Annotated in this window: 19 protein-coding genes; 16 read left to right on the top strand and 3 right to left on the bottom strand. The window is 69.0% G+C overall.

Annotated elements, in window-relative coordinates:
- Nucleotides 1–32: 32 nt before the first annotated feature.
- The 3 genes from rimI (at nt 33) to E6A21_RS01345 (ending at nt 2,627) form a co-directional block, all read left to right on the top strand.
- Nucleotides 33–494, top strand: a complete 462-nt coding sequence (gene rimI / locus E6A21_RS01335; RefSeq protein ID WP_138442661.1) for a ribosomal protein S18-alanine N-acetyltransferase — start codon at nt 33–35, stop codon at nt 492–494.
- Nucleotides 491–1,564, top strand: coding sequence for a tRNA (adenosine(37)-N6)-threonylcarbamoyltransferase complex transferase subunit TsaD (gene tsaD / locus E6A21_RS01340; protein WP_138442330.1), 1,074 nt, complete (start codon nt 491–493; stop codon nt 1,562–1,564). The genes rimI and tsaD overlap by 4 nt, the downstream gene beginning before the upstream one ends.
- Before the next feature lie 151 nt (nt 1,565–1,715).
- The gene (locus E6A21_RS01345; RefSeq protein WP_138442331.1) at nt 1,716–2,627 is read left to right on the top strand and encodes a DUF559 domain-containing protein; all 912 of its coding nucleotides are present in this window, start codon (nt 1,716–1,718) and stop codon (nt 2,625–2,627) included.
- 183 nt (nt 2,628–2,810) lie between these two features.
- Here E6A21_RS01345 and E6A21_RS01350 read toward each other — a convergent pair whose 3' ends face one another.
- Complete coding sequence (locus tag E6A21_RS01350) at nt 2,811–3,956, bottom strand: glutamate--cysteine ligase (RefSeq protein ID WP_138442332.1); 1,146 nt, start codon at nt 3,954–3,956, stop codon at nt 2,811–2,813.
- A 106-nt stretch (nt 3,957–4,062) separates the two neighbouring features.
- Nucleotides 4,063–5,748: an acyl-CoA dehydrogenase family protein gene (locus E6A21_RS01355; protein ID WP_138442333.1), complete on the bottom strand. Its 1,686-nt coding sequence runs from the start codon at nt 5,746–5,748 to the stop codon at nt 4,063–4,065.
- A gap of 95 nt (nt 5,749–5,843) precedes the next feature.
- On the opposite strand from E6A21_RS01355, the gene E6A21_RS01360 reads away from it, so the two are divergent.
- The gene (locus tag E6A21_RS01360; RefSeq protein WP_281281543.1) at nt 5,844–6,662 is read left to right on the top strand and encodes a shikimate 5-dehydrogenase; all 819 of its coding nucleotides are present in this window, start codon (nt 5,844–5,846) and stop codon (nt 6,660–6,662) included.
- Between the two features lie 27 nt (nt 6,663–6,689).
- Here E6A21_RS01360 and E6A21_RS01365 read toward each other — a convergent pair whose 3' ends face one another.
- Entirely contained in the window at nt 6,690–7,925 is a 1,236-nt protein-coding gene (locus E6A21_RS01365; RefSeq protein WP_138442334.1) for a class I SAM-dependent methyltransferase, read from the bottom strand.
- 66 nt (nt 7,926–7,991) lie between these two features.
- On the opposite strand from E6A21_RS01365, the gene E6A21_RS01370 reads away from it, so the two are divergent.
- From E6A21_RS01370 to E6A21_RS01425, 12 genes are all read left to right on the top strand, one after another.
- The gene (locus E6A21_RS01370) at nt 7,992–8,360 is read left to right on the top strand and encodes a hypothetical protein (protein ID WP_138442335.1); all 369 of its coding nucleotides are present in this window, start codon (nt 7,992–7,994) and stop codon (nt 8,358–8,360) included.
- 179 nt (nt 8,361–8,539) lie between these two features.
- Nucleotides 8,540–8,836, top strand: coding sequence for a co-chaperone GroES (gene groES / locus E6A21_RS01375; protein WP_043120020.1), 297 nt, complete (start codon nt 8,540–8,542; stop codon nt 8,834–8,836).
- A gap of 79 nt (nt 8,837–8,915) precedes the next feature.
- Nucleotides 8,916–10,523: a chaperonin GroEL gene (gene groL / locus E6A21_RS01380; RefSeq protein ID WP_138442336.1), complete on the top strand. Its 1,608-nt coding sequence runs from the start codon at nt 8,916–8,918 to the stop codon at nt 10,521–10,523.
- Between the two features lie 155 nt (nt 10,524–10,678).
- On the top strand, nt 10,679–11,974 hold the full coding sequence (locus E6A21_RS01385) for a DUF2254 domain-containing protein (RefSeq protein ID WP_138442337.1): 1,296 nt from the start codon (nt 10,679–10,681) through the stop codon (nt 11,972–11,974).
- 175 nt (nt 11,975–12,149) lie between these two features.
- Nucleotides 12,150–13,661 carry an IMP dehydrogenase gene (gene guaB / locus E6A21_RS01390; protein ID WP_138442338.1) on the top strand — a complete coding sequence of 504 codons (1,512 nt, stop codon included), beginning with the start codon at nt 12,150–12,152 and terminating at the stop codon, nt 13,659–13,661.
- Nucleotides 13,662–13,783: 122 nt separating this feature from the next.
- Nucleotides 13,784–14,920 (top strand): GuaB3 family IMP dehydrogenase-related protein, encoded by a 1,137-nt coding sequence (locus tag E6A21_RS01395; protein ID WP_138442339.1) that lies wholly within the window; start codon nt 13,784–13,786, stop codon nt 14,918–14,920.
- A 130-nt stretch (nt 14,921–15,050) separates the two neighbouring features.
- A complete protein-coding gene (locus E6A21_RS01400; RefSeq protein ID WP_138442340.1) occupies nt 15,051–16,772 on the top strand; it encodes a glycerol-3-phosphate dehydrogenase/oxidase in 1,722 nt (573 codons plus the stop codon).
- Between the two features lie 35 nt (nt 16,773–16,807).
- Nucleotides 16,808–17,293, top strand: a complete 486-nt coding sequence (locus E6A21_RS01405) for a PTS sugar transporter subunit IIA (RefSeq protein ID WP_138442341.1) — start codon at nt 16,808–16,810, stop codon at nt 17,291–17,293.
- A gap of 65 nt (nt 17,294–17,358) precedes the next feature.
- Entirely contained in the window at nt 17,359–18,216 is an 858-nt protein-coding gene (locus E6A21_RS01410; RefSeq protein ID WP_138442342.1) for an SURF1 family protein, read from the top strand.
- Entirely contained in the window at nt 18,213–18,695 is a 483-nt protein-coding gene (locus tag E6A21_RS01415; RefSeq protein ID WP_138442343.1) for a DUF3817 domain-containing protein, read from the top strand. The genes E6A21_RS01410 and E6A21_RS01415 overlap by 4 nt, the downstream gene beginning before the upstream one ends.
- Nucleotides 18,696–18,801: 106 nt before the next feature.
- Complete coding sequence (gene guaA / locus E6A21_RS01420) at nt 18,802–20,352, top strand: glutamine-hydrolyzing GMP synthase (protein WP_138442663.1); 1,551 nt, start codon at nt 18,802–18,804, stop codon at nt 20,350–20,352.
- A 72-nt stretch (nt 20,353–20,424) separates the two neighbouring features.
- Nucleotides 20,425–24,762, top strand: a complete 4,338-nt coding sequence (locus E6A21_RS01425) for a DUF4011 domain-containing protein (RefSeq protein ID WP_138442344.1) — start codon at nt 20,425–20,427, stop codon at nt 24,760–24,762.
- Nucleotides 24,763–24,777 lie beyond the last annotated feature (15 nt).

A 24,777-nucleotide genomic window follows, 5' to 3' on the forward strand; every position in this document is an offset into this window, starting at 1 on the left:
AGTCGCTGCCCGACGGTGTCCACCTGCGCGACATGACCGAGGCCGACGTCCCTGCCGTCCACTCGCTCGAGAAGGCGCTGTTCCCCGTCGACGCGTGGCCCGAGCGGATGTTCCGCGACGAGCTCTCGCAGCCGGAGACGAGGCGGTACTACGTCGCCGAGGAGCGGACCCCCGAGGGTGAGCCGCGGATCATCGCTTATGCCGGTGTCATGTGCGTACCGCCGATCGCGGATGTGCAGACGATCGCGGTCGTGCCCGAGCGGGAGGGCCGTGGGATCGGAGCCGCTGTGCTCACGGAGCTCATCGCCGAGGCCCGACGGCGTGGCGCGGAGGACGTCATGCTCGAGGTGCGCGCCGACAATCCCCGGGCACAGGCGCTGTACCGCCGCTTCGGGTTCACCCACATCCATACGCGCCGCCGCTACTACCGCGACGGGGTCGATGCCCACATCATGCAGCTGCCGCTCGGGCGGCCGGAGGGAAGGGACCAGTGAAGGAGCCGCTCGTACTCGGGATCGAGTCGTCGTGCGATGAGACGGGAGTCGGGATCGTGCGCGGCACGAGACTGCTCGCGAACACGGTCTCGTCCTCGATGGACGAGCACGTCCGCTTCGGTGGCGTCATCCCGGAGATCGCGTCCCGCGCCCACCTCGACGCCATGGTGCCCACTCTTGCGGAGGCCCTCGAAACGGCCGGCGTCACCCTGGCGGACGTCGACGCGCTCGCCGTCACATCCGGCCCCGGCCTGGCCGGCGCGCTCATGGTGGGCGTGTGCGCCGCGAAGGCCCTCGCCGTGGCGACCGGCAAGCCCCTCTACGCGATCAACCACCTCGTCGCGCACGTCGGGGTCGGCCTCCTCGACGGCGGCGTCTACGGCGGAGAGCTCCCGGAGGACCTCGGGGCGCTGCTCGTCTCCGGGGGCCACACCGAGGTCCTGCGCGTGCGGAATATCGCCTCCGACGTCGAGCTGCTCGGGTCAACCATCGACGACGCCGCAGGCGAGGCCTACGACAAGGTCGCTCGGCTCCTCGGCCTCGGCTACCCCGGCGGCCCTGCCATCGACCGGCTGGCCAAGGATGGCGACCCCCGAGCCTTCCGGTTCCCCCGCGGCCTGACCCAGCCGAAGTACATGGGGTCGCCTGAGTCGCCCGGACCGCACCGCTACGACTGGTCCTTCTCGGGGCTCAAGACGGCGGTGGCCCGGTGCGTGGAGCAGCATGAGGCGGCGGGGAAGCCGGTGCCGGTCGCGGACATCGCGGCCTCGTTCCAGGAGGCCGTGGTCGACGTCGTGACCTCCAAGGCGATCCTCGCGTGCCGTGAGCACGGCCTGCGCAACCTCCTGCTCGGCGGAGGCGTAGCCGCGAACTCTCGGCTGCGCGAGCTCACTGCCGAGCGGTGTGCCGCCGCCGGGATCTCGCTCGCCGTGCCGCCGTTTTCGCTGTGCACGGACAACGGAGCGATGGTCGCGGCCCTCGCGGCGCGGGTCATCATGGACGGCCGCTCGCCCAGCGAGCTCTCGTTCGCACCCGACTCGTCCCTGCCCGTGACGACGGTGTCCGCCTGATCCCATAGGTTCGATTCGCCACAACTGGCGGGCAGTGTGCCTCAGCAAGAGGCTGAATTGCCTGCGAGTTGTGGCTTTTGGCACCTGCATCTTTTCCACATTCGGGCCGTCTCGGCCGCGCCGTGGCTCCGAGGCGCGGCAGGCTGGTGCTGTGGACGGTCCAGCGCTGCTCTTGCCAAGCCTTGGGGGCAGTGCCGCGGCCTGCGAGCTGCGGCGTTACTTCAGCCAGAAGCAGCTCATGCGGGCCGTTGAATCCGGGGACCTCGTCCGCCCACGGAAAGGCGTGTATGCGCTGCGGTCGTTGGCGGAAGCCCATCACACGGCCCTCGAGTGCCGCGGAGTGCTCTACGGCCGGTCCGCCGCTTTGGCCCACGGTATGGGGGTTCTGCACCGGCCGCGTCAGGTCGAGGTCGCCGTGCCGAGGGGCACGAAGATCCGGTCTCATCCGAGGGCGAGCATCGTCACGCGCCTCCTTCCCGGGGAGGACCTCGTTCGCATGGGCGCAGTCAGGGCAACTGCGCCCGTCCGCACCGTTCTGGACTGTGCCGCACACCTCGGGTTCGCCGAAGGCCTGGCCATTGCCGACTCTGCCCTGCGTCTCGGTCTCGTCGGGCACAGCGAACTGCTCGCGGCAGCCCAGGGATGGATCGGGCGAAACAGGCTTCGCCAGCAGCGGGTGCTTGCCCACATGGACGGCCGGGCGGCGAATGCCTTCGAATCCGGGCTCAGAGCGGCCTGCATCGAAGCCGCGGTGACGGTTGTCCCGCAGCTCCGGATCGTGACCCGAGGCGGCACCTTCGTGGTGGACCATGCTTCGGTCGTCCACCGGCTGGTTGCGGAGGCCGACAGCTTCGAGTGGCATGGCGGCCGCGAAGCTCTGCACCGCGACTGCACCCGCTACAACGAACTAGTCCGCGACGGGTGGGTCGTCCTGCGGTTCAGCTGGGAGCACATCATGTTCCAGAGGGCTTGGGTGAGCGAAGTCGTGGCAGATGCCGCTAACGGTTCGATTCGCCACAACTCGAAGGCAAACCGAGCCGAAAAGCGATTCAAGCGCGCCTGAATTGTGTCGAACGCTACCGCCGCCGCCAAGCCAAGGCGGCTTCGACCCCTCCATAGACCAAGCCCCCGACAACGACCAGCAGCGCGGCCTGTGTGTGAGACGTGACAGCAAGGACCACAGCAAGCACGGCAGCGACGAACAGGACTCGCCCCGGCGAGCGGCGCCGCCGTGCTGGGGGCTCGTTCACCCCTGGTGGCCCTCCCGCATGAGACGCGCCTCCTCCAGGACCACGGCGCGGAGATCCCCGCCGTGGGCTGCGGCAGTGCGCCGCTGCCGCTGGTAGCCCGCGCCCCGGCGCACGATGCCCTCGACGTCGCGGAGCTCCTTCTCGCAGCCGAGGTCGCGGGCAATGGGCTCGAGCCGATCGAGGGTCTCAGCGAGGTGTTCCGTGACGAGCTGCTCGCGCCCGGCAGCGTCGAGGATGATGATCGCGTCGAGACCGTACCGGGCGGAACGCCACTTGTTCTCCTGCACATGCCACGGCGGCATGGTCGGGATGGTGCCGCCGCTGTCGAGGGTTCGCGAGGCCTCTTCGACGAGGCACTGCGTGAGCGCGCCGATCGCGCCGACCTCCTCGAGGGTCGAGAGACCGTCGCACACCCGCATCTCGATGGTGCCGAGCCGAGGGACTGGGCGGATGTCCCAGCGGATCTCGCTGATGACGTCGATCACGCCGGTCGTGAGCATGTCCTGGACATAGCCCTCGAAGCCGTTCCAGTCCGAGAACTGGAACGGGAGGCCCGCCGTGGGGAGCTGCTGGAACATGAGCGCTCGCTGCGACGCATACCCCGTGTCCTCTCCGCCCCAGTAAGGGCTCGAGGCAGAGAGTGCCTGGAAGTGCGGGAAGTAGTTCACCAGCGCGTCGAGGACGGGCATGGCCTTGTCGCACCGGTCGAGGCCCACGTGGATGTGAACGCCGTAGATGACCATCTGCCGGCCCCACCATTGGGTCCTGTCGATGAGCTTCGCGTAGCGGTCCTTGTCCGTCACGGGCTGGAGGCGCGGCGGGCTGAACGGATGGCTTCCCGCGGAGAACAGTTCGACGCCGAGACGGTCGGTGACGCTGCGGACGGCATCCATGGTGGTTGCGAGGTCGTCTTTCGCTCCGCCGACGGTGTTGTGGACGTCGGTCACGATCTCGACCGTGTTGAGCAGGAGCTCCTGGTGGACGCGTGGGCAGTCTGCGTTGAGTTCGGGGTGCTCCGCGAAAACGCCGCGCAGGACGTCGGGGGCCGCCGAGACGAGCTCGCCCCCGTGCCGGTCCACGAGCGCGAGTTCCCATTCCATGCCGATCGTGGACTGCTTCGAGGGCGCGAAGTCGATGTGCATGGTCCGCCCCCGCTTCCGAGCTCAGGCTCCGGCAGGGCCGCAGCGTCCAGATACAGAACGTGCCCAGTCTAGGGCAGCCGCGCCCTCCCCAGAGTCCGAGAGGCTCTCACTGTACCCGGTCGAGGATCTCCGCCGTCCGGGCCGCGTCGGGAAGGCAGCCGAAGCCGAGGCTCCGTTCGTCGCCCAGACGCGCTCCGAGAAACGCTTCGGCGACGGACGACGGCGCGTGGCCGACGAGGAGCGCGCCCTCGAGAGCGAGTGCGAGCTCTTCCCCGAGCCGTCGCGCCCACCCCTGCGCCGCCTCTGGCTCGCGTCTCGCGTCCCACATGAGCGAGAGGGCCCGGTTCAGCTGCCGGTCCAGCAGCGGATCGACTCCGCGCTGCAGCTCGAGCTCGTCCGCGAGGGCCTCGGCGGAGTCCGGCTCGCGGGAGAGTGCCCGGAGGACGTCGAGCGCGACCACGTTCCCGGAGCCCTCCCAGATCGCCATCACCGGCTGCTCGCGGTACCGCATCGCGAGGGGGAAGTCCTCGGTGTAGCCGTTGCCGCCCAAGCATTCGAGAGCTTCGGCCGCGTGCGCCGGGCCACGCTGGCAGACCCAGAACTTTGCCACGGCGGTCGCGATCCGGGCGAAGCCCCTCTCTCGGGCGGCATCGGCTCCCGGGACGCCGGAGTCGGCCCGCGCGCCCGTGGTGCCGCCCGCTCCCGTCGGCCGCGCGGCGTCGTCCGCCGCTGCGAGGCGTAGCCCGAGCGCGATGGATGCCTCCGCCTCGAGGGCCAGGTCGGCGAGGACCGCGGCCATCGCTGGCTGATCGATGAGGAGCTTGCCGAAGGCACGCCGGTGCCGCGCGTGCCATACCGCCTCGGCCACGCTCTGCCGCATCCCTGCGGCGGTCCCGAGCACGCAGTCCAGACGGGTTTCATGCACCATGTCGAGGATCGTCCTGATCCCGCGGCCTGCCTCCCCGATCCGCCAGCCGAGCGTCCTCTCGAACTCGACTTCGGCCGACGCGTTGGCCCGGTTCCCCAGCTTGGACTTGAGTCGGATGAGGTGGAGGGGATTCCGCGATCCGTCGTCGAGCACGCGCGGGACCAGGAAGCATGAGAGCCCGGGAGGTTCCTGCGCGAGCACGAGGAACGCGTCGCTCATGGGAGCCGAACAGAACCATTTCCGGCCCGTGATGCGGGCGGTCCCGTTGCCGTCGTCGACGGCGGTGGTCGTGCTCGCGCGCACGTCGGAACCGCCTTGGCGCTCTGTCATCGCCATGCCGACCAAGGCCCCCGGCTTGGCGGAGGCCGGAACCAGATGCGGCTCGTAGCCGGTGCCGTAGAGGAGCGGAAGCCACGAGCGGGCGACGGCGGGTTCCCGGGAGAGCGTGGGAACGGCGGCGTGCGTCATCGAGACCGGGCACGCGTGGCCCGGCTCGATCTGGGCGAACAGCATGAACGCGGCGGCTCGCGCGACGTGCGCGCCGGCGCGGGGGTCCGCCCAGGCGGACGTGTGGGCGCCGTGGGCCACGGCATCTCCGAGGATGCGATGGTAGGCGGGGTGGTATTCGACCTCGTCGAGCCGTTCCCCGTAGCGGTCGAGCGCGTGCAGGATGGGGGCGTGCAGGTTCGCGAGCCGCGCATTCTCCTGGAACTCGGCAGATCCGACGAGCCGGCCGATCGAAGCGAGGGCGCCCCCAGCCCACCCGGCGCCGTACCGACGAACGCCGTCGACGAGCGCGCTGTTCGTCGAGAACTCGTCGATCCCCACGCGGGGCGGCACCTGGTTCGCCACTGTGTCCGGCATGCGACCATTGGACACCGGCATGATCCCGCGGGCCATAGCCGGTGCGGCTGGTTCGGCTCCGGGCCCGGCCTCGGACACCCCGGTAGCCTTGGGTCGTGCCGATCCTCAACAAAGACATGACCCTGTGCATCTCGCTCTCGGCGCGCCCGAGCAACAACGGGACGCGGTTCCACAACTTCCTCTACGAGGCGCTCGGGCTCAACTGGATCTACAAGGCCTTCGCGCCCACCGACCTCGAGCAGGCGATCGCCGGAGTGCGGGGACTGGGGATCCGTGGGTGCGCGGTCTCGATGCCGTACAAGGAGCGCGTCATCGCCTTGGTGGATGCGATGGATCCCTCGGCCGCTGCCATTGAATCGGTGAACACGGTCGTCAACGACGGCGGCGTCCTCACCGCGTACAACACGGACTACACCGCGATCGCCCAGCTCATCGCCGGGAGCCGGCTCGACCCCAGTTGGTCGATGCTGCTACGGGGGTCGGGGGGCATGGCCAAGGCCACGGCGGCCGCGTTCCGCGACGCTGGGTTCCGCGACGTGACCGTCGTCGCGCGGAACGAGGAGGCAGGGCGTGCGCTCGCCGTCCTCTACGGATTCCACTGGCAGGGCGAGCTCGGGGATTCCTCGGCGGACGTCCTCGTCAACGCGACCCCACTCGGCATGGCGGGCGGCTCCGAGGCCGACTCTCTCGCGTTTCCACCGCAGACGGTGGCGTCAGCCCGGGCCGTCTTCGATGTCGTCGCTGTTCCGGCCGAGACCCCGCTTGTCAGGGCGGGACGCGCCGCTGGCAAGACCGTGATCAGCGGTGCCGAGGTAATGACCATCCAGGCGCTCGAGCAGTTCGTCCTCTACACGGGAATGCGCCCGAGCGAAGAGCAGGTCCGGGCTGCGGAGGAGTTCATGCGGGCACAGTAGGCAGACGCACGGTGTGGAGCTACGGGGTCAGACGGGTTCGACGATCGCCGCGACGCGCTCGTCCCCAATCCGGGTGAGCACGAGGGTCGCTCGCCGGTGAGGCTTCTTCTTGGGTGCCTTCCCCTGGCCGAGGAACAGGAGCTTGCGCAGCTCCTCGGGCGTGACGGAGGTACCGCGCTTCTTGATGTCGAGCGCTGTGATCCCCTCGTCCCGGACCCACTGCCGCAGGGCCCGCACGTTGTAGGGGCGCACCTCGAGGACGCGGTACGCCTTCGCGAACGGGGTCGACACGAGATCTGGGCCGCAGATGTACGCGATCCGAGGGTCCAGGAGGTGGCCGCCCAGCCGGTCCGCGAGCTCCGCGACGAGGCCCGCCCGGATCACGGCGCCGTCGGGCTCGTAGAGAAAGCCCTCGAGCGGGCCGAGCGCAGGCTTGACCCCGCCGCCGAAGTCCGTCTCTGCCACGAGTTCGGACGCGGTCTGGTCTGCCAGGACGAGTGCGGCGCGCCGGATGCTGGGGCGCTTGAGAGCATTGAAGTAGAGGCCCACCTCGGCGACCTCGCCGTCGACCGATACCCATTGCGCCTCGCAGCCCTCCGGCACGGACGAGTGGGGGAGGCCCGGGCCGAGCTTGACGCCGACGGGCCGCCCCTCGGCCGCCAGCTCGGACACGAAGCTCAGCGGGGGAGAGAACTGCTCCGGGTCCCACAGCCGGACTGTTCCGGAGGTCGACGTCTTCCGTCGTGCCGGGTCCAGCCAGACCCCTTCGATCCCTTGGAGCGGGACGGTCTGCGCGTCCGCGTGGACGACCCGCACGTTGGGGAACGGCATGAGATTGATCGTCGCGCACGCAGCCGTCGTCTCGTCGAGTTCGACGGCGGTGACCTCCAGGTCGAGCGACGCCATCGCCATGGCGTCCGCGCCGAGCCCGCAGCCGAGGTCCGCGACCGTGCTGACGCCGGCGTCGACGAAACGGCGGGCGTGGCGGGCCGCGACGCTGAGCCGGGTCGCCTGCTCCAGGCCGGCCCGGGTGAAGAGCATGTGGCGGGAGAACTCGCCGAACTTCCCTTCCGCCTTGATCCTCAGGCGGGCCTGGCTCAGGACGGCGGAGACGAGTTCGGGCGCATGGCCCGCCTTGCGGAGCCGGGCCGTGATCGCGAGGGCATCCTCTTCCCTGTAGGGGCCGAGCGAGTTGAGGAGGGCCCAGCCTTCCGAGGTCAGCAGGGGAGCGAGCTGCTCGGCGGCGTGGGGGTCCTGAGCCATGGATCAAGCCTAGTTCACCCTGCACGGCGCCCAGCCGAGAGGAGCTGTTCCGGATATGGTGGAGGCATGGAGACGACGCCTGCTGACGCCTCGCCCGCCGCCGACCACTGGGGAATCTCCCGCTACACCCGACCCCTTCTCATCCTCGGCATCGTCCTCGCCACGGTGTCCGCTGTCCTGCTCTTCATCGTCATCGGCCTCGACGCCTTCACAGCCACCGTCTACTCCGTAGGCGGCAAGAGCATCAACGATGCGACCCCGGAAGCGGAGGCGCTCCGCGACCAGTACCTCGGTGCGAGGATCGCCGCCATTCTGGGCCTCGTGATCGGCGGCGTCCTCCTGATCGGCTCGCTCGTCGTCATGTACCTGAACCGTAGCCGCCAGAACGGCGACGACGGCGATGACCTGAGCTTCGACGAGCTCGCGGGCGAATAGTCGGACACCTGCAGCTTGGATTGGCACTCGCCTTGACCGAGTGCCAGCCGCTCAATAGAGTCAGCAGTAGCACTCGCCCCGTGTGAGTGCTAACTGTCCAGGCACGCTCCCGGCACCCGCGACGACGGTTGCATGCCCGGCTCCCATTTCTGTGACCCGTTCATGAAAAGGAGAGATCCGTGTCGGTCTCCATCAAGCCTCTCGAGGACCGTATTGTCGTCAAGCCGCTCGAGGCGGAGCAGACCACTGCTTCTGGCCTCGTGATCCCGGACACCGCCAAGGAGAAGCCGCAGGAGGGCGAAGTTGTCGCCGTCGGCCCCGGCCGCGTCGATGACAACGGCAACCGTGTCCCCGTCGACGTGACCGTCGGCGACGTCGTCCTCTACTCGAAGTACGGCGGAACCGAGGTCAAGACGGGCGGCAGCGAGTACCTCGTGCTCTCGGCCCGCGACGTCCTCGCGATCGTCGTCAAGTAGTCCCCGCCGAGCAGGACTTCAACGTCAGCACCCCGGTCTCTCGGCCGGGGTGCTGCCCTTGAACCCCAAGGAGAAGCGAATGGCAAAGCAGCTCGCATTCAACCAGGACGCCCGCAAGGCCCTCGAGGCCGGCGTCGACAAGCTCGCCGACACCGTCAAGGTGACCCTCGGCCCGCGAGGCCGCAACGTCGTCCTCGACAAGAAGTGGGGCGCGCCGACCATCACGAACGATGGCGTGACCATCGCCCGCGAGGTCGAGCTCGACGACCCGTACGAAAACCTCGGCGCCCAGCTCGCCAAGGAAGTCGCCACCAAGACGAACGACGTCGCGGGCGACGGCACGACGACGGCCACGGTCCTCGCCCAGGCGCTCGTCAAGGAAGGCCTTCGCAACGTGGCCGCCGGTGCGGCTCCGGGCGAGATCAAGCGCGGAATCGAGGCCGCTGTCGAGGCCGTCGTCACCCGTCTGGGGGAGAACGCCCGCGAGGTCTCGGGCCGGCACGTGGCCAACGTCGCCGCGATCTCGGCGCAGTCCGACGAGATCGGCGAGCTCCTCGCCGAGGCGTTCGAGAAGGTCGGCCAGGACGGCGTCATCACGATCGAGGAAGCCTCGACGACGCAGACCGAACTCGTGCTCACCGAGGGCATGCAGTTCGACAAGGGCTACCTTTCGCCGTACTTCGTGACGGACGCCGAGCGTCAGGAAGCCGTCCTCGAGGACGCGCTCGTCCTCATCCACCAGGGCAAGATCTCGTCGCTGCAGGACTTCCTCCCGCTCCTCGAGAAGACCCTCCAGGCGTCGAAGCCGCTGTTCATCATTGCGGAGGACGTCGAGGGCGAGGCGCTCTCGACGCTCATCGTGAACAAGATCCGTGGCACCCTCAACGCCGTCGCCGTCAAGGCTCCGGGCTTCGGCGACCGCCGCAAGGCCATGCTCCAGGACATCGCGACCCTCACCGGCGCGCAGGTCATCTCCCCGGAGGTCGGCCTGAGCCTGGATCAGGTGGGCCTCGAGCAGCTGGGCACGGCCCGCCGCATCACGGTCACGAAGGACACGACGACGATCGTCGACGGCGCGGGTTCCGCCGAGGACGTCGCGGCGCGTGTCTCGCAGCTGCGCGCCGAGCTCGAGCGCACGGACTCCGACTGGGACCGTGAGAAGCTCCAGGAGCGGCTTGCGAAGCTCGCCGGCGGCATCGGCGTCATCAAGGTCGGCGCCGCCACCGAGGTGGAGCTCAAGGAGAAGAAGCACCGCATCGAGGATGCGGTCTCCTCCACTCGGGCTGCCCTCGAGGAAGGCATCGTGGCGGGCGGCGGCTCGGCCCTCGTCCACGCGGTCCGCGTCCTCGACGAGGACGACGCCATCACGGCCCTCTCCGGCGACCTCGCTGTCGGCGTCAACATCGTGCGCCGGGCGCTCGTCCAGCCGCTGCGCTGGATCGCCCACAACGCGGGCTTCGACGGGTACGTCGTCGCGGCGCGCGTCGCCGAGGCCGAGGTCAACCACGGCTTCAACGCGAAGACAGGCGAGTACGAGGACCTCATCGCGGCCGGCGTCATCGACCCTGTCAAGGTGACCCGTTCCGCGCTGCGCAACGCGGCGTCGATCGCGGCCCTCGTGCTCACGACCGAGACCCTCGTCGCCGACAAGCCGGCCGAGGACGATCACGCGGGCCACAACCACTAAGGCACCGTCCGGCCACCAAGGCACCTGTCGGGCGCTCGCCGCCTGACGCAGCGAGGGCCGTCCCAGATCTCTGGGGCGGCCCTCGCTGCATTCCGGGCCTGACTGGTCTTGCGACCTCTTGACCGTGGTATCGAACGCGCCAGAAAGTGTCCCTTGTGAAGCGCGACGCTCTGCGCGAGTACTTGGCGAGTGCCCTCTGGGCGATGCCGACTGCCGCAGTCGTGCTTGCGCTCATCGCGGGGACTGTGCTCTCGGCGATCCGGTTCGACTCCGCTTCTCCCTTGGCCGCACTCCTGTTCCAAGGAACGTCGGACGACGCGCGGAGCCTCCTGATAGGCATCTCGAGCACGATGATCACGGTCATCGCCCTCGTGCTGGGGCTGACCCTGGTGGCTCTTCAGCTCGCATCCACTCAGTTCAGTCCGCGGCTTCTCAGGAACTTTCTGCGGGATATCCCCAATCAGGTGACCCTCAGCGTGTTTGTCGCAACGTTCGCATACAGCACCGCCGGCCTCTACACCGTGGGCATCCTGGGTGGTCAACGAACCGTGGACTACCCGCGCCTCGCGGTCAGCGGCGCTCTGCTGCTGCTCTTTGTGAGTCTCGTGACGCTGGTGTTCTTCGTTCATCACCTCTCGCACTCGATCCAGGTCGATCAGGTGATGAGGAGCGTGGAGACGGCGACCCTGCGGGTCGTGAGACATTCGTTCGTCGAGGGCGACCCCAGCGTCGAGCTGCCTCGGGTCCCCGTGTCGGCGGCGGCGGTGGCCGCACCACGCTCCGGATATGTACAGGCTTTCCATCTCGAGGCACTCGTCGGCGTCCTCGCGAGACGGGACTTGACAGCTGTTTTCGGGCCGATGGTGGGGGAGCATGTGACCGAGGGGGCCCCACTCCTCAGAGTGTGGGGACCCGGTGGTTCGGCGCCCGAGGAGCGGGACCGGCACGATGTCGCGCGGGCCGTCGCGCAGAGCGCGCGCATCGGCTACGAACGGACTCTGGAGCAGGATGTTGCCTTCGGAATCCGCCAGCTTGCCGATGTCGCGTCGAAGGCACTTTCGCCGGCAATCAACGACCCGTACACCGCGATCCAGGCAGTCGACCACCTCAGCTCAGTCCTCAGCGCGCTGGCGTCCCGTCGCCACGGGACCCAGGTGCTGCGAGACGCAGCCGGGACGGTCCGGCTCCATGTTCCCGGACGCGACTTCGCCTACCTCTTGGATCTGGCGCTCGGGCAGGTCCGTCGCTACGGCGCAAACGAGCCCCGCGTGGTCCGTGCGCTGCTTCGCGCGGCCCGTGACGTGGCCTGGTTCGGAGACCCAGTCCACCGCGCCGTCGTCAGGCGGTACGTCGAGGTGCTCGTAGACGACGTCGAGCGGATGGTCCCCCAGGCCGCCGACCGTGAGCCGCTGCTCCAAGAAGCCGCAGGCGTAATCGAGACCCTGTTGTAGGACGAGTTCCGGCGTGTGCGTTTGGTCACCCCGACTCGCCGCCGGAATACGCCCCGGCCCGGGGAAAGTTTAGGATAGAAGGCACCGCAGCAGACCACGCCCGTAAGCACTGGCTGGTCATCAGCACTTCCCGTCAGTTCGCGCCGCACCCCTCGGCGCAGGCCAAGGAGCACTCATGACCACCGCCCCCGAGCACGACCCCTTCGGCTTCCTCGGACTCACCTACGACGACGTCCTCCTGCTGCCCGGGCCCACGGACGTGATCCCGTCCGAGGCCGACACGTCGACCCGGCTCTCACGCCGCATCCGGCTCGGCATCCCCGTCCTCTCCGCCGCGATGGACACCGTGACCGAGGCCCGCATGGCCATCAGCCTCGCCCGTCAGGGCGGCATCGGCATCCTCCACCGGAACCTGTCCATCCAGGACCAGGCCGACCAGGTCGACCAGGTCAAGCGCAGCGAGTCCGGCATGATCACGAAGCCGGTCACCGTCAGCCCCGACGCGACGCTCAAGGAACTCGACGACCTCTGCGCCCACTACAGGGTGTCAGGCCTTCCCGTCGTCGACGAGAGCCGTCGTCTTCTCGGCATCATCACCAACCGCGACACGCGCTTCATCCCCTACCAGGAGTTCGCGGCCAGGAAGGTCCACGAGGTCATGACGCCGATGCCGCTCGTGACTGCCAAGGTCGGCGTGGCGCGGGATGAGGTCATCGGCCTCCTCGGCAAGCACCGGATCGAGAAGCTCCCGCTCGTCGACGACGACGGCATCCTGCAGGGCCTCATCACCGTCAAGGACTTCGAGAAGGCGGACCAGTACCCGAACGCGACGAAGGACGAGTCCGGCCGACTTCGCGTCGGTGCGGCTGTCGGGTTCTTCGGGGACGGCTACGAGCGGGCCATGACGATGGTGGAGGCGGGCGTGGATGTGCTCGTCGTCGACACCGCGAACGGGCACAGCCAAGGCGTCCTCGACATGATCTCGCGGCTCAAGAAGGACCCGGCCGCTGCTCACGTCGACGTCATCGGCGGCCAGGCAGCGACTCGCGAGGGTGCTCAGGCGCTCATCGATGCGGGTGCCGACGCGATCAAGGTCGGCGTGGGCCCGGGCTCGATCTGCACGACGCGCGTGGTTGCCGGCGTGGGCGTTCCCCAGGTCACTGCGATCTACGAATCCGCGAAGGCAGCGATTCCCGCGGGCGTTCCCGTGATCGCCGACGGCGGCCTCCAGTACTCGGGCGACATCGGCAAGGCGATCGTCGCGGGCGCCGACTCTGTCATGCTCGGCTCCCTCCTTGCCGGCACGGCCGAGGCCCCGGGGGATCTCGTCTTCATGAACGGCAAGCAGTTCAAGTCCTACCGCGGCATGGGCTCGCTGGGTGCGATGCAGACGCGCGGCAAGAACACTTCGTACTCCAAGGACCGCTACTTCCAGGCCGATGTCCCGAGCGACGAGAAGCTCGTCCCCGAGGGCATTGAGGGCCAGGTCCCGTACCGCGGCCCGCTTGCCGCGGTTGCCCATCAGCTCGTGGGCGGCCTGCGCCAGACCATGTTCTATGTCGGCGCCCACACGGTCGACGAGCTCAAGGCGAAGGGCAAGTTCGTCCGCATCACGTCGGCGGGCCTCAAGGAGAGCCACCCGCACGACATCATGATCACGGCCGAGGCGCCCAACTACCGCAAGTAGTCCGCGGCACGCCTCTCGATGGCCCCTCGCCCCCAAGGGCGAGGGGCCATCGCCGTCGGGGCCTCTGCGGAGGGCCCTCCGCGGCGGGGCCCTCCGCGGTGGGGTCGACTAAGGTAGAGGCCGTGACCTACGAGATCGAAATCGGCCGCGGCAAGCGCGGACGGCGCGCTTACTCCCTCGACGACATCGCCATCCTCCCCAACCGGCGCACCCGTGACCCCGAGGATGTCTCGGTCTCGTGGCAGATCGATGCCTACCGCTTCGAGATGCCGGTCATCGCGGCGCCGATGGACTCGGTCATGTCGCCCGCGACCGCGGTGGAGCTCGGCCGCCTCGGAGGCCTCGGCGTCCTCGATCTCGAAGGCCTCTGGACGAGGTACGAAGATCCCGAGCCCGTCCTGGCGGAGATCGCGGCGCTCGAGGGGGATCCGTCGAGCCCGGCGGTCACCCGGCGCCTGCAGGAGCTGTACTCGCGGCCGGTGGACCCAGAGCTCATCACCTCGCGCCTCGCGCAGATCCGTGCCTCGGGAGTGACGGTCGCGGGCGCGCTCACACCGTCCGGCACGCTGCGCCACTACAAGACCGTGCTGGCGGCCGGCGTCGACCTCTTCGTCATCCGGGGCACAACCGTCTCGGCCGAGCACGTCTCGAAGAACCAGGAACCGCTCAACCTCAAGAAGTTCATCTATGAGCTGGACGTCCCCGTGATCGTCGGCGGCGCCGCCGGCTACACCCCGGCACTGCACCTCATGCGCACGGGCGCGGCTGGCGTTCTCGTGGGCTTCGGCGGGGGAGCGACGACGACGACGCGGCGCGCACTGGGCATCCATTCGCCCCTTGCATCTGCCATCAGCGACGTCGCCGCCGCGCGCCGCGACTACATGGACGAGTCCGGCGGCCGGTACGTGCACGTCATCGCCGACGGCGGCATGGGTACCTCGGGCGCGATCGTGAAGGCCATTGCGATGGGCGCGGACGCCGTCATGCTCGGCTCGGCCCTCGCCCGCTCGCTCGAGGCCCCGGGGCGGGGCTGGCACTGGGGAGCGGAGGCGCACCACCCGGACACGCCGCGCGGGGAGCGCGTCAATGTCGGGACCGTGGGGCCGATGGAGGAAGTGCTCTTCGGCCCGGGGCACCACGCGGACGGCACGTCGAACCTCGTCGGGATGCTGCGCCGTTCGATGGCGACGACCGGCTACTCGGACCTCAAGGAGTTCCAGCGCGTGGACGTCGTCGTGTCCCCGCACGCCGGGCTCTAGCGCGAGCACAGGTCGGCAATCGGGGCGTCGACGCGTCCCTCCGTCACTTGGCGCGCCTAGATTCCCAGAGGCGCCTGGGCCCCCAACGCGCCTAGACTCCTAAAAGGAAGTCTCGGGAGCGGAGGGCGCAATGTCGGCACGGCTCGGGCCGGAGGCCCGGACAGCGGCGATCGAACGATTCAAGGCGACGGGGGGACCGGAGAAGCAGCTCGACGTCCTCATCGTGGGGGGCGGCATCGTGGGCGCGGGCGCCGCGCTCGACGCCGTGACCCGCGGACTCGAGGTGGGCATCGTCGAGCAGCGCGACTGGGCCTCCGGCACGTCCTCCCGCTCGTCCAAGCTCATCCACGGAGGACTCCGCTACCTCGAGATGCTGGACTTCCGTCTCGTGCAGGAAGCCCTACAGGAACGGGGACTCCTGCTGCAGAGGATCGCGCCGCACCTCGTGAAGCCCGTGCCGTTCCTGTACCCGCTGACGCGTCGTTGGTGGGAGCGGCCGTACGTCGGCATGGGCATGCTGATGTACGACTCGCTGGGGCTGACCAACGGGCATGGGACGGGCCTTCCCATCCACAAGCACATGTTCCGCAGGGGGACCCTCCGAGCGGCACCGAGCCTGCGCGACGACGCGATGATCGGCGCCATCCGCTACTACGACGCCCAGGTCGACGACGCGCGGATGGTCGTGAACGTCGTCCGCACGGCGTCCCATCACGGGGCCCACGCGGTGAACCGCATGCGCGTCGAGAGCTTCTTGCGTGAGGGCGAGCGTGTTGTGGGCGCGCACGTCCGAGACCTCGAGACCGGCGAAGAGCTCGACATCCGCGCCAAGCAGGTGATCAACGCAACCGGCGTGTGGACGGACGAGACCCAGGCCATGGTGACCGAGCGCGGGCAGCTCAAGGTCCGGGCGTCGAAGGGCGTCCACCTCGTCGTGCCGCGCGACCGGTTCCAGTCGACGGTGGGCCTCATCCTGCGCACCGAGAAGTCAGTGCTCTTCGTCATTCCGTGGGGGCGTCACTGGATCATCGGTACGACGGACACGGACTGGCGTCTGGACAAGGCGCACCCTGCCGCCTCGAGCAAGGACATCGACTACATCCTCGAGCGCGTCAACCGGGTCCTCCGGCGCCCGCTCACGCGCGAAGACGTCGAGGGGGTGTACGCGGGCCTCAGGCCGCTCCTCGCTGGCGAGAACGACTCGACGGCGAAGCTCAGCCGGGAGCACATTGTCACGCATCCCGTGCCCGGGATGGTCGTCGTCGCGGGTGGGAAGTTCACGACCTACAGGATCATGGCGCGCGACGCCGTCGACGAGGCCGTGCGGAATCTCGACGAGCGCGTCCCGGCGAGCGTCACCGACAGGATCCCGCTGGCCGGTGCGGACGGCTTCAGGGCCGTCTGGAACCGCCGGGGCCGCCTCGCAGCCGCGGCGCAGGTCCACGTCGCCCGGGTCGAGCACCTGATCAACCGCTTCGGCTCCCTCGCGACGGAGGTCCTCGACATCATCTCCCACGACCCGGCGCTGGCCCAGCCGCTCCCGGGCGCCGACGACTACCTCAAGGCCGAGGTCGTCTACGCCGTCACCCATGAGGCCGCACGACACCTCGAGGATGTCCTGACCCGCCGCACCCGCATTTCCATCGAGGCATGGGACCGCGGGGTCTCGGCCGCGCCCGTCGTCGCCGAGCTCATGGCGCCGCTGCTCGGATGGAGCGATGTGCAGCGCGAGCGTGAGACGGCGCACTATCTCAAGCGGGTCGAGGCGGAGAGGCTGAGCCAGGAGCAGCCCGACGACGCCGCCGCCGACGTCGTCCGGCTCGGTGCGGAGGACATCATTCCCGTGCAGTGAGCCGGGCGCCCAGCTGAGGTCCGTAAAATGGCAGCATGCCCCAGCCTTTCGACCGCTATGACGCCCAGCTGACCTCGCCCGGGCTCGTCATCCTCGAGATGGATGCCGAGGACCGGCAGGACGCGACGCGGCAGCTTGCCGAGCGTCTCGCCGCCGAAGGCCGGATCGTTGATCTGGACGCCTTCCTCGCGGACGTCGAGTCCCGCGAGCACCAGATGGCCACCGGGCTCCCGGGCGGGATCGGCCTCCCCCATGCCCGGAGCGAGCAGGTGACCCGGCCGTCGATCGCAGTCGGGGTGGCGAAGTACGGAAGGGCCGTCGACTTCGGCGCCCTCGACGGACCCGCCTACGTGGTGCTCCTCATCGCGACACCCGCATCGAGCTTCTCGGAGCACCTCGAGGTGCTCGCGACGATGGCCCGCTCGCTCTCCAAAGCCGGGTTCCGTGAGTCCCTGCGCAGAGCGAACGACCCTGACATCATCGCCGAGCTCGTCAACTCGGCCCTCGTCTTCGGGGACTAGTCCGGGACTGCTGGACCGCCAAGGCCGTTTAGTTTTTCTACAGCTTGTCGGAGTACCGTTGAAAGGTGCTGAGAACCGCCCTCAAACCCCGTTGGATCCTCGCGCTGATCGGCGCGCTGGCGGTCTCGGGCGTGTTCGTGCTGTTGAGCCAGTGGCAGTTTTCGCGCTCCACATCGGACGCGCCGCCGGTCGTGACGACGACGGAGACACCCCAGCCCCTTGAGAACACCCTCCAGCCGGGGACGGACTTCCCTGCAACGGCGGCGGACCAGATGATCACGGCGACCGGTCACTACGACGCCTCGAAGCAGGTGCTCGTCCCGAACCGGCTGCTCCAGGGCGTGAGCGGCTGGTGGGTGGTGACCGCGTTCGTCGTCGACGGAGCCCCGGCCGTCGGGGGCGACCACACTGTCGTCATTCCGGTGGCCCGCGGTTGGCTCGCAGATCCGAGCCAGGTGCAGGCCCCACCGTCGGGGCAGGTCCAGCTGACCGGCCGGCTCGAGCCGTCGGAGGCCCCCCAGGCGAACAAGCATCCCGCTCCGGGCCAGGCCTCGATGGTCTCCGTCGCGGAACTCATCAACCTGTGGGACGTCCCGAGCTACACAGCATTCGTCGGCGCAGTCCACGAGGTGACAGCGGCCGGCGACCAGTCGGCGTCGGCCGTCTCGGGCCCCCTCAAGGCCCTCAACATCCCTCCACAGCCGAAGTCGACACCCGTCAACTGGCTCAACATCTTCTACGCCGTCGAATGGGTCGTCTTCGCAGGATTCGCGATCTTCCTGTGGTGGCGGCTCGTGCGGGACGAATACGAACGCGAGCTCGAAGCCGCCGAGTACGGATCCGGCGCGTCTGAACTTTCCCCGCCTGGTGAGTCTTCATCGGACGAGGAGCATCTCCCATCCGACACCGGAGGAAAACCGTGATCGACCCCAAGCCCGCCACCGGGCGTACCCCCCAGCGCCGCTTCGGCGGCACCGTTGCGCAGATCCGCTCGGCGCTTGGCTTCTACAAGGTCATGGCCTACGCGACAGGTTCAATGCTCCTGCTGCTGTGCCTCGAGATGATCCTTCGCTATGGCTTCGGCAAGTTCATCTTCGCCGGAGGCACGGACGCGATCACGGGACGAGCCTTCGGATTCGGCTTGGCCGACGCCGATCCCGCGGGCGTGCTGGGCGGGGTGAACCTGTCTATCACGATCCTCATCGTGCATGGCTGGATGTACGTGATCTACCTCATCTCGAACTTCCGACTGTGGTCCCTCATGCGGTGGCAGTTCGGCCGCCTGGTCCTCATGGCGGCGGGCGGCGTGGTGCCCCTCCTCTCGTTCTTCGTGGAGCGCCGAATCCATGCGGAGGTGGAGCGCGAGCTCCTCGCGCATCCCGATGCCGGCCAGCGCTACTGACGTCCAGAACCCCTTGACAGCAGGGCGGCCCGTTCCTGATGTCCGGTAGGCTTGACGGGTGACAACAGCATCCCAGAGCGCCGGCTCGCAGACAGCCCACAGGCCCGTGCTCGTGGTGGACTACGGTGCCCAGTACGCGCAGCTCATCGCGCGGCGCGTCCGCGAGGCGAACGTCTACTCCGAGATCGTCCCGCACACCCTCACCACTGAGCAGATCCTCGCCAAGAACCCAGCGGCCATCATCCTCTCGGGCGGACCGTCGAGCGTCTACGCCGACGGCGCCCCGCGCGTGGGCTCGGACCTGTTCTCGGCGGGCGTGCCGGTCTTCGGCATCTGCTACGGCTTCCAGGCCATGGCAAACGCTCTCGGCGGCCTTGTCGCGAAGACGGGCCTGCGCGAGTACGGATCCACCCAGGTCTCCGCGGTAGGGGAGCCCCACTCGATCCTCGCCGGCGTGCCGGTGCTTCAGAGCACCTGGATGAGCCACGGCGACGCGGTCCAGGAGGCCCCTGACGGCTTCGAGGTCCTCGCCACCACCCCCGGCGCTCCCGTCGCCGCTTTCGTGAACCTCGAGAAGTCGCTCGGCGGCGTGCAGTGGCACCCGGAGGTCAAGCACTCCGAGTACGGACAGCAGGTCCTCGAGAACTTCCTGTTCGGCGTAGCGGGGCTCGAGCGCAACTGGACCACGGGCAACATCGTCGACGAGCAGATCGGGCGCATCCGCGACCAGATCGGTGACGCGCGCGTCATCTGCGGCCTCTCGGGAGGAGTGGACTCGGCGGTGGCTGCCGCGCTCGTGCAGCGCGCCGTCGGCGACCAGCTGACGTGTGTCTTCGTCGACCACGGCCTCCTCCGCGAAGGCGAGGCCGAGCAGGTGGAGCGCGACTTCGTTGCGGCAACCGGCGTCAACCTCTACGTTGCGAACGAGCAGGAGCGGTTCCTCTCTGCGCTCGCCGGAGTCACCGACCCGGAGCAGAAGCGAAAGATCATCGGACGCGAGTTCATCCGCGCGTTCGAAGAGGCCGAGCGCACCATCGTCGAGAAGGCCAAGGCCGAGGGCGATCAGATCCGTTTCCTCGTCCAGGGCACCCTTTACCCTGACGTCGTCGAGTCCGGCGGCGGCGAGGGAGCCGCGAACATCAAGAGCCACCACAACGTGGGCGGCCTCCCAGAGGACATGCGCTTCGAGCTCGTGGAGCCCCTTCGCACGCTCTTCAAGGACGAGGTGCGTGCTGTCGGTCGGCAGCTCGGCCTTCCAGCCGAGATCGTGGGGCGTCAGCCCTTCCCCGGGCCGGGTCTGGGGATCCGGATCATCGGCGAAGTAACGCACGAGCGCCTGGAGCTCCTCCGCAAGGCGGACGCGATCGCCCGCCACGAGCTCACGGCGGCCGGGCTCGACGACGAGGTGTGGCAGATGCCGGTCGTGCTGCTGGCCGACGTCCGCAGCGTGGGCGTCCAGGGCGACGGCCGCACATACGGCCACCCCATCGTCCTTCGCCCGGTCTCGAGCGAGGACGCGATGACGGCCGACTGGTCGCGCCTTCCATTCGACCTCCTCTCGCGGATCTCCAACCGGATCACGAACGAGGTCGAGGGAGTCAACCGCGTGGTCCTCGACGTCACGAGCAAGCCCCCGGGAACCATCGAGTGGGAGTGATTCCCCGCTGATTTGGCCCCCGGCTGCGTTGCGGCCGGGGGCCTTGGCGTGCGAGAGGCTAGTCTCGGAGCTATGCCGATCAGGTCCATAGGCAAACGACGGAGCGCTCCAGACAGCGCGGAGGAGAGCAGGGACGTGCCCCAGCATCCGGGTATGCAGGAAGACGAGGCCCGCCTTGAGGCGTGGCTTTCGGCGCTGCCTGCCGTCACGGGACCCGACACCATGCTCAGCTTCTACCCCACCCCTGAGGGTGCCGTCGAGCTCACCTCGGCGAACGCGTCCGGTCTGGCCCAGCTGCTCGCCGGGCGCCGGACCCGTCTCTCGACCCTCGTCCGCGAGCGGCAGGACTACACGACCGCAGCCCGGGCTGCGCGGAATCTCCGAGCGAAGATCTACGAGCTCGCGAACGAGCGAGGGCTGGACGCCGGCCATCTGGCCGCGGGCATCGCAACATGGACCTCCGCTGTAGGAGGCCGGCCCCGCCGCGTGAGCGCGCCCGTGCTCTTGGCCGGCGTCGCGCTGACCGTGCGCGCCGAGCAGGACGATTTCGAGATCAAGCTCACCGAGCCCGCGCGGCTCAATCCGGCCCTCGTCCGGCACCTGCGCAGCGTGCACCGTCTCGACATTGACGTCGCCGCGGTCGAACGGCTTGCGTACAGCACGGCACGACTCGATCCTCATCCGGTGCTCGAGCGCTTCCGTGCCATCCTGAGCGGCATACCTGGTGCATCGGTGGAGACCAGGCTGCTCGTCTCGACCTTCGCGGACCTCGAACACGCGCTCGATGACCCCGCCATCACCGCGGGCGCCCCCGTGGTCGCTTCGCTCGCCGCGGCGTCTCGCTCGGTCCACATCGCCCCGAACCCCCTCGACCCATCGCGCTTCACACCGATCGACGAGCGGCCGCCATCGCACGAACTCCTGGTCCTGGACGCCGACGCAGACCAGCAGCTTGCCATCGATTCCGCTCGTGCGGGCGACTCCCTCGTCGTCGAGACTCCGCCCGGAACGGGCCAGACGCAGACGGCCGTCAACGTCATCGCCAATCTCGTGGATGCAGGCCGGACCGTCCTCGTCGTGGCGGAGCGCCGCGCGAGCCTGGTCGAGCTCAATCAAGCGTGCGAGCGATTGGGCCTCGGCTCGCTCCTCCTCCAGCTGGGCACCGGGCTGACGGCGAATCAGCTCAAGCAGCAGCTGGTCCGTGCCATTGTCCGGAATGAGAAGGCCGAACAGCCTCGCCTCGAGTCCATCCACCGGACTCTGATCGAGCGGCGGTATCAGCTCCTCGAGCACGTCGAGTCCCTTCACAATGTGCGCGAGAGGTGGGGCTGCTCCCCGTACGAGGCCATGCAGTCCCTCGCGGCGCTCACGTCCATCCACCCGTCGCCGGCGACCACCGTGCGGCTCAAGCGCAGCGTCCTCGACAGCATCCGCGAACGGCGGGAGCTTGCGGAACGCCTTCGTCGCGCCGCCGAGCTCGGCAGCTTCAGCCGCGAGGCCACGACCAGCCCCTGGTACGGGGCGAGGATGCTGACCCGTCGCGAGACGGAGGACGCCCAGGCCCTCGTGGAGACCCTCGTCGCCGGCCTTCCTGCACTGCGGGACCGGATGGCGACGCTCGCGGCCCACTCCGAGATCCGCCTCGGATCCTCTGTCGACGAGTGGGGAGGGCAGATCGAGATGCTCGTCGCAGTCCGCGAGAGCCTCGACAAGTTCACCCCGGACATCTTCGACCGCCCTGTCGACGACCTCATTGCAGCGACCGCCCCGACGGCCTGGCGCAGGGAACGCGGGATCGAGATTCCGGCGATGCAGCGATCGCGGCTTCGCCGGGTGGCCAAAGAGTACGTCCGACCGGGCGTTCACCTCGCCGATCTGCACAGCTCGCTCATCCTTGTCCAGGAGCAGCGGGCCCAGTGGTCCGAGTACGCCGTCTCGCAACGGCACCCGATGGTTCCATCCGGGCTCGCGGATCTCCGGGAGGACTATCGTGCAGTCCGCAAGGGGCTCGAGCGGCTCGGACATGTGATTGCAGGGACAAGGAGCGGCGGGGACCTGCTGCGAGCCCCTGTGGTTGAGGTGCAGGGCCGCCTCGAGGATCTCTCCGGAAGCTATGATTCCCTGCGGTCGCTGCCCGAGAGGACTCTTCTCGAGGACGAGCTGCGGGAGCGCGGGCTCGGCGAGCTTCTCGACGACCTCGCGGCGCGGCAGGCCTCGCCCGAGGTTGTTGCCTCTGAGCTCGAGCTGGCGTGGTGGCAGTCCGTCCTCGAGGCGATGATCAGCGGCGACGACTACCTGGCGATGTCCGATGGCGCCCAGCTGCGCGCGGCGGAGGAGGAGTTCCGCCGCGCTGATCGCGCCCACATCGCCTCGGGCGCTGCCCGAGTCCGCTGGCGGCTCGCCGGAGAGTGGGGCCGGGCGCTGGGCGAGCACCCGCGCGAGGCGGAATCGCTGCGGAACCAGCTCAAGGACGGGCGCATCAGCCTCGCGGCCCTCGAATCCCAGGTCCCCCACCTTGTGCGGCCGCTCGTGCCGGTCTGGACGGCGAGCCCGTACGCCTTGGCTTCGGCAGCCCCTGCCCGGCGCCAATTCGACGCCGTCGTGATCCTCGACGCCGACTCGCTGCCGCTCCGGGCCGCGCTGCCCGCGGTTGCGAGGGCCCGGCAGGTCATCGCCTTCGGAGACACCCACGTCGCGAATCCGAAGCCCTTCACCGTTGGCGTCGACCACGGCCCCCAGCCCCAGGAGCCCGGCGAGGAGGTCGAGAGCGCCTTCGACGCTCTGAGCAGGGTCCTCCCGACCGTGCGGCTCAAGACCGTGTACCGCGGGGTTGACGAGGAACTCGGCCTCCAGCTGAGCCACCGGTTCTACGAAGGGGTGCTGCGCCGGCTGCCGGACGGACAGTCCGTCACCGGTCTGGACCGTGCGCTCCTGGTTGAATACCTTCCGGACGGCACCGGAATGCCGTCGGGCCAGGACGGAAACGTCGAGTCGGTCGCGGCCGAGGTCAATCGTGTGGTGGACCTCGTGTTCGAGCATGCCGCCCGCCGTCCGAACTCGTCGCTCGCTGTCGTGACCGCCAGCCCTCAGCACGCGGCCCGAGTGGGTGAGGCGATCCGTCTCCAGATGGCCAACCACACGGACACGAAGGAGTTCTTCAGCGGCAGGGAGGAACCCTTCCGGGTCGTCCCTGTCGACCGAGCCGGGGGACTGGTCCGCGATCACGTCATCTTCTCGCTCGGCTACGGGCGAACGCCGCACGGTCGTGCAATGCACTACTTCGGGCCCCTGAGCGAGCCAGGCGGCCGCCGTCGCTTCGCGCTCGCGATGAGCAGGGCACGGCACACGATGCACGTCCTGACGTGCTTCCAACCAGGGGAGCTCGACGAGAGCCGTCTCAGCGAGGGCGCGCGAGACTTCCATGAGCTCCTCGAACGGGAACTTGCCGGACGGACCGAACTCGGGACGAGGGCTACCCGGGCAGCGTCCAGCAGTGAATCCCTCGGGGCGGACCCGCTCGTGACCGATCTGGGGGAGCGGCTGGCTTCCCGCGGCGCGAGGGTGTGGCATCACTACGACGGCGCCATCGACATGGCCGCGGCAGTGGATCCGCTCCTCACCCTCTCCCGGGACGAGCAGGAGCAGAGCGCCCCGGTCGCCGTCGAGTCGGACGGCACGAACCGGTACCGCGAGCTCAGTGTTCGCGAGCGCAGCCGTCAGCGGCCTGAGCTGCTCGAGCGGATGGGGTGGCGCTACTTCACCCTGTGGACCATCGAGGTCTTCACGGATCCGGGCAGCTGCGCCGACATGATCGCCGACCTTCTCGGCCTCGACGGACAGTCGGATGAGGGTAACGGCGCCGGGTTCCTCGCCGGTGACGCAATGGGCGCGCGCCGCACTGACGACACCGTGACGGAGCTGTGGGGTGCCGAGGGCAGGCCGGACGGTGATGCCGCCGGCAGCGTCTGGAATGACATGGTGATCGAAAGGGGAGCGGAGGATGCGTACCGCAATGATTCCGCCGCGTACGGCCAACGGCTTCCCCTCGAGGACTACAGGGAAGGATCTCCGGTGGCAGCACGCGACCATTTCGGCTCGCATCGCCGCGTGACGGTTCCCGCGACGGGCGCCGGCGACGACGGCTCCGAGCAGGCCTCGGCCGCCGGAGGCCCGGAGGACGCCGAGGACAGGATCGATCAGAGGCCAGAGGCAGCTGATGGTTCTTCGGGCCAGCCCATGTCCCGGAGGGAAGTCCGGGGAGCGGAGGGATCCGGCCGTCGCCGGGAGGTCGGGGAGCCCGCGCTCCCGCGCCCCGCCGGCGAGGACGATCCCCGGGCATGGGGGGACCGCGAGTCCGAGCGCGATCGCGACAGCTGGCTCAAGGACCAGCGGCCGCCGCACTGGGGCTGACGCGCGCACTGGGGC

The sequence above is a fragment of the Sinomonas susongensis genome, assembly GCF_005877005.1.
GTDB lineage: Bacteria > Actinomycetota > Actinomycetes > Actinomycetales > Micrococcaceae > Sinomonas > Sinomonas susongensis.

What these genes read in the sequence shown, in the direction of transcription:
- rimI (WP_138442661.1), top strand. Translation starts at nt 33, where the DNA reads ATGACCGAGGCCGACGTCCCTGCCGTCCACTCGCTCGAGAAGGCGCTG.
- E6A21_RS01350 (WP_138442332.1), bottom strand. Translation starts at nt 3,956, where the DNA reads ATGCACATCGACTTCGCGCCCTCGAAGCAGTCCACGATCGGCATGGAA.
- E6A21_RS01355 (WP_138442333.1), bottom strand. Translation starts at nt 5,748, where the DNA reads ATGCCGGACACAGTGGCGAACCAGGTGCCGCCCCGCGTGGGGATCGAC.
- E6A21_RS01365 (WP_138442334.1), bottom strand. Translation starts at nt 7,925, where the DNA reads ATGGCTCAGGACCCCCACGCCGCCGAGCAGCTCGCTCCCCTGCTGACC.
- E6A21_RS01370 (WP_138442335.1), top strand. Translation starts at nt 7,992, where the DNA reads ATGGAGACGACGCCTGCTGACGCCTCGCCCGCCGCCGACCACTGGGGA.
- groL (WP_138442336.1), top strand. Translation starts at nt 8,916, where the DNA reads ATGGCAAAGCAGCTCGCATTCAACCAGGACGCCCGCAAGGCCCTCGAG.
- guaB (WP_138442338.1), top strand. Translation starts at nt 12,150, where the DNA reads ATGACCACCGCCCCCGAGCACGACCCCTTCGGCTTCCTCGGACTCACC.
- E6A21_RS01400 (WP_138442340.1), top strand. Translation starts at nt 15,051, where the DNA reads ATGTCGGCACGGCTCGGGCCGGAGGCCCGGACAGCGGCGATCGAACGA.
- E6A21_RS01405 (WP_138442341.1), top strand. Translation starts at nt 16,808, where the DNA reads ATGCCCCAGCCTTTCGACCGCTATGACGCCCAGCTGACCTCGCCCGGG.
- E6A21_RS01425 (WP_138442344.1), top strand. Translation starts at nt 20,425, where the DNA reads ATGCCGATCAGGTCCATAGGCAAACGACGGAGCGCTCCAGACAGCGCG.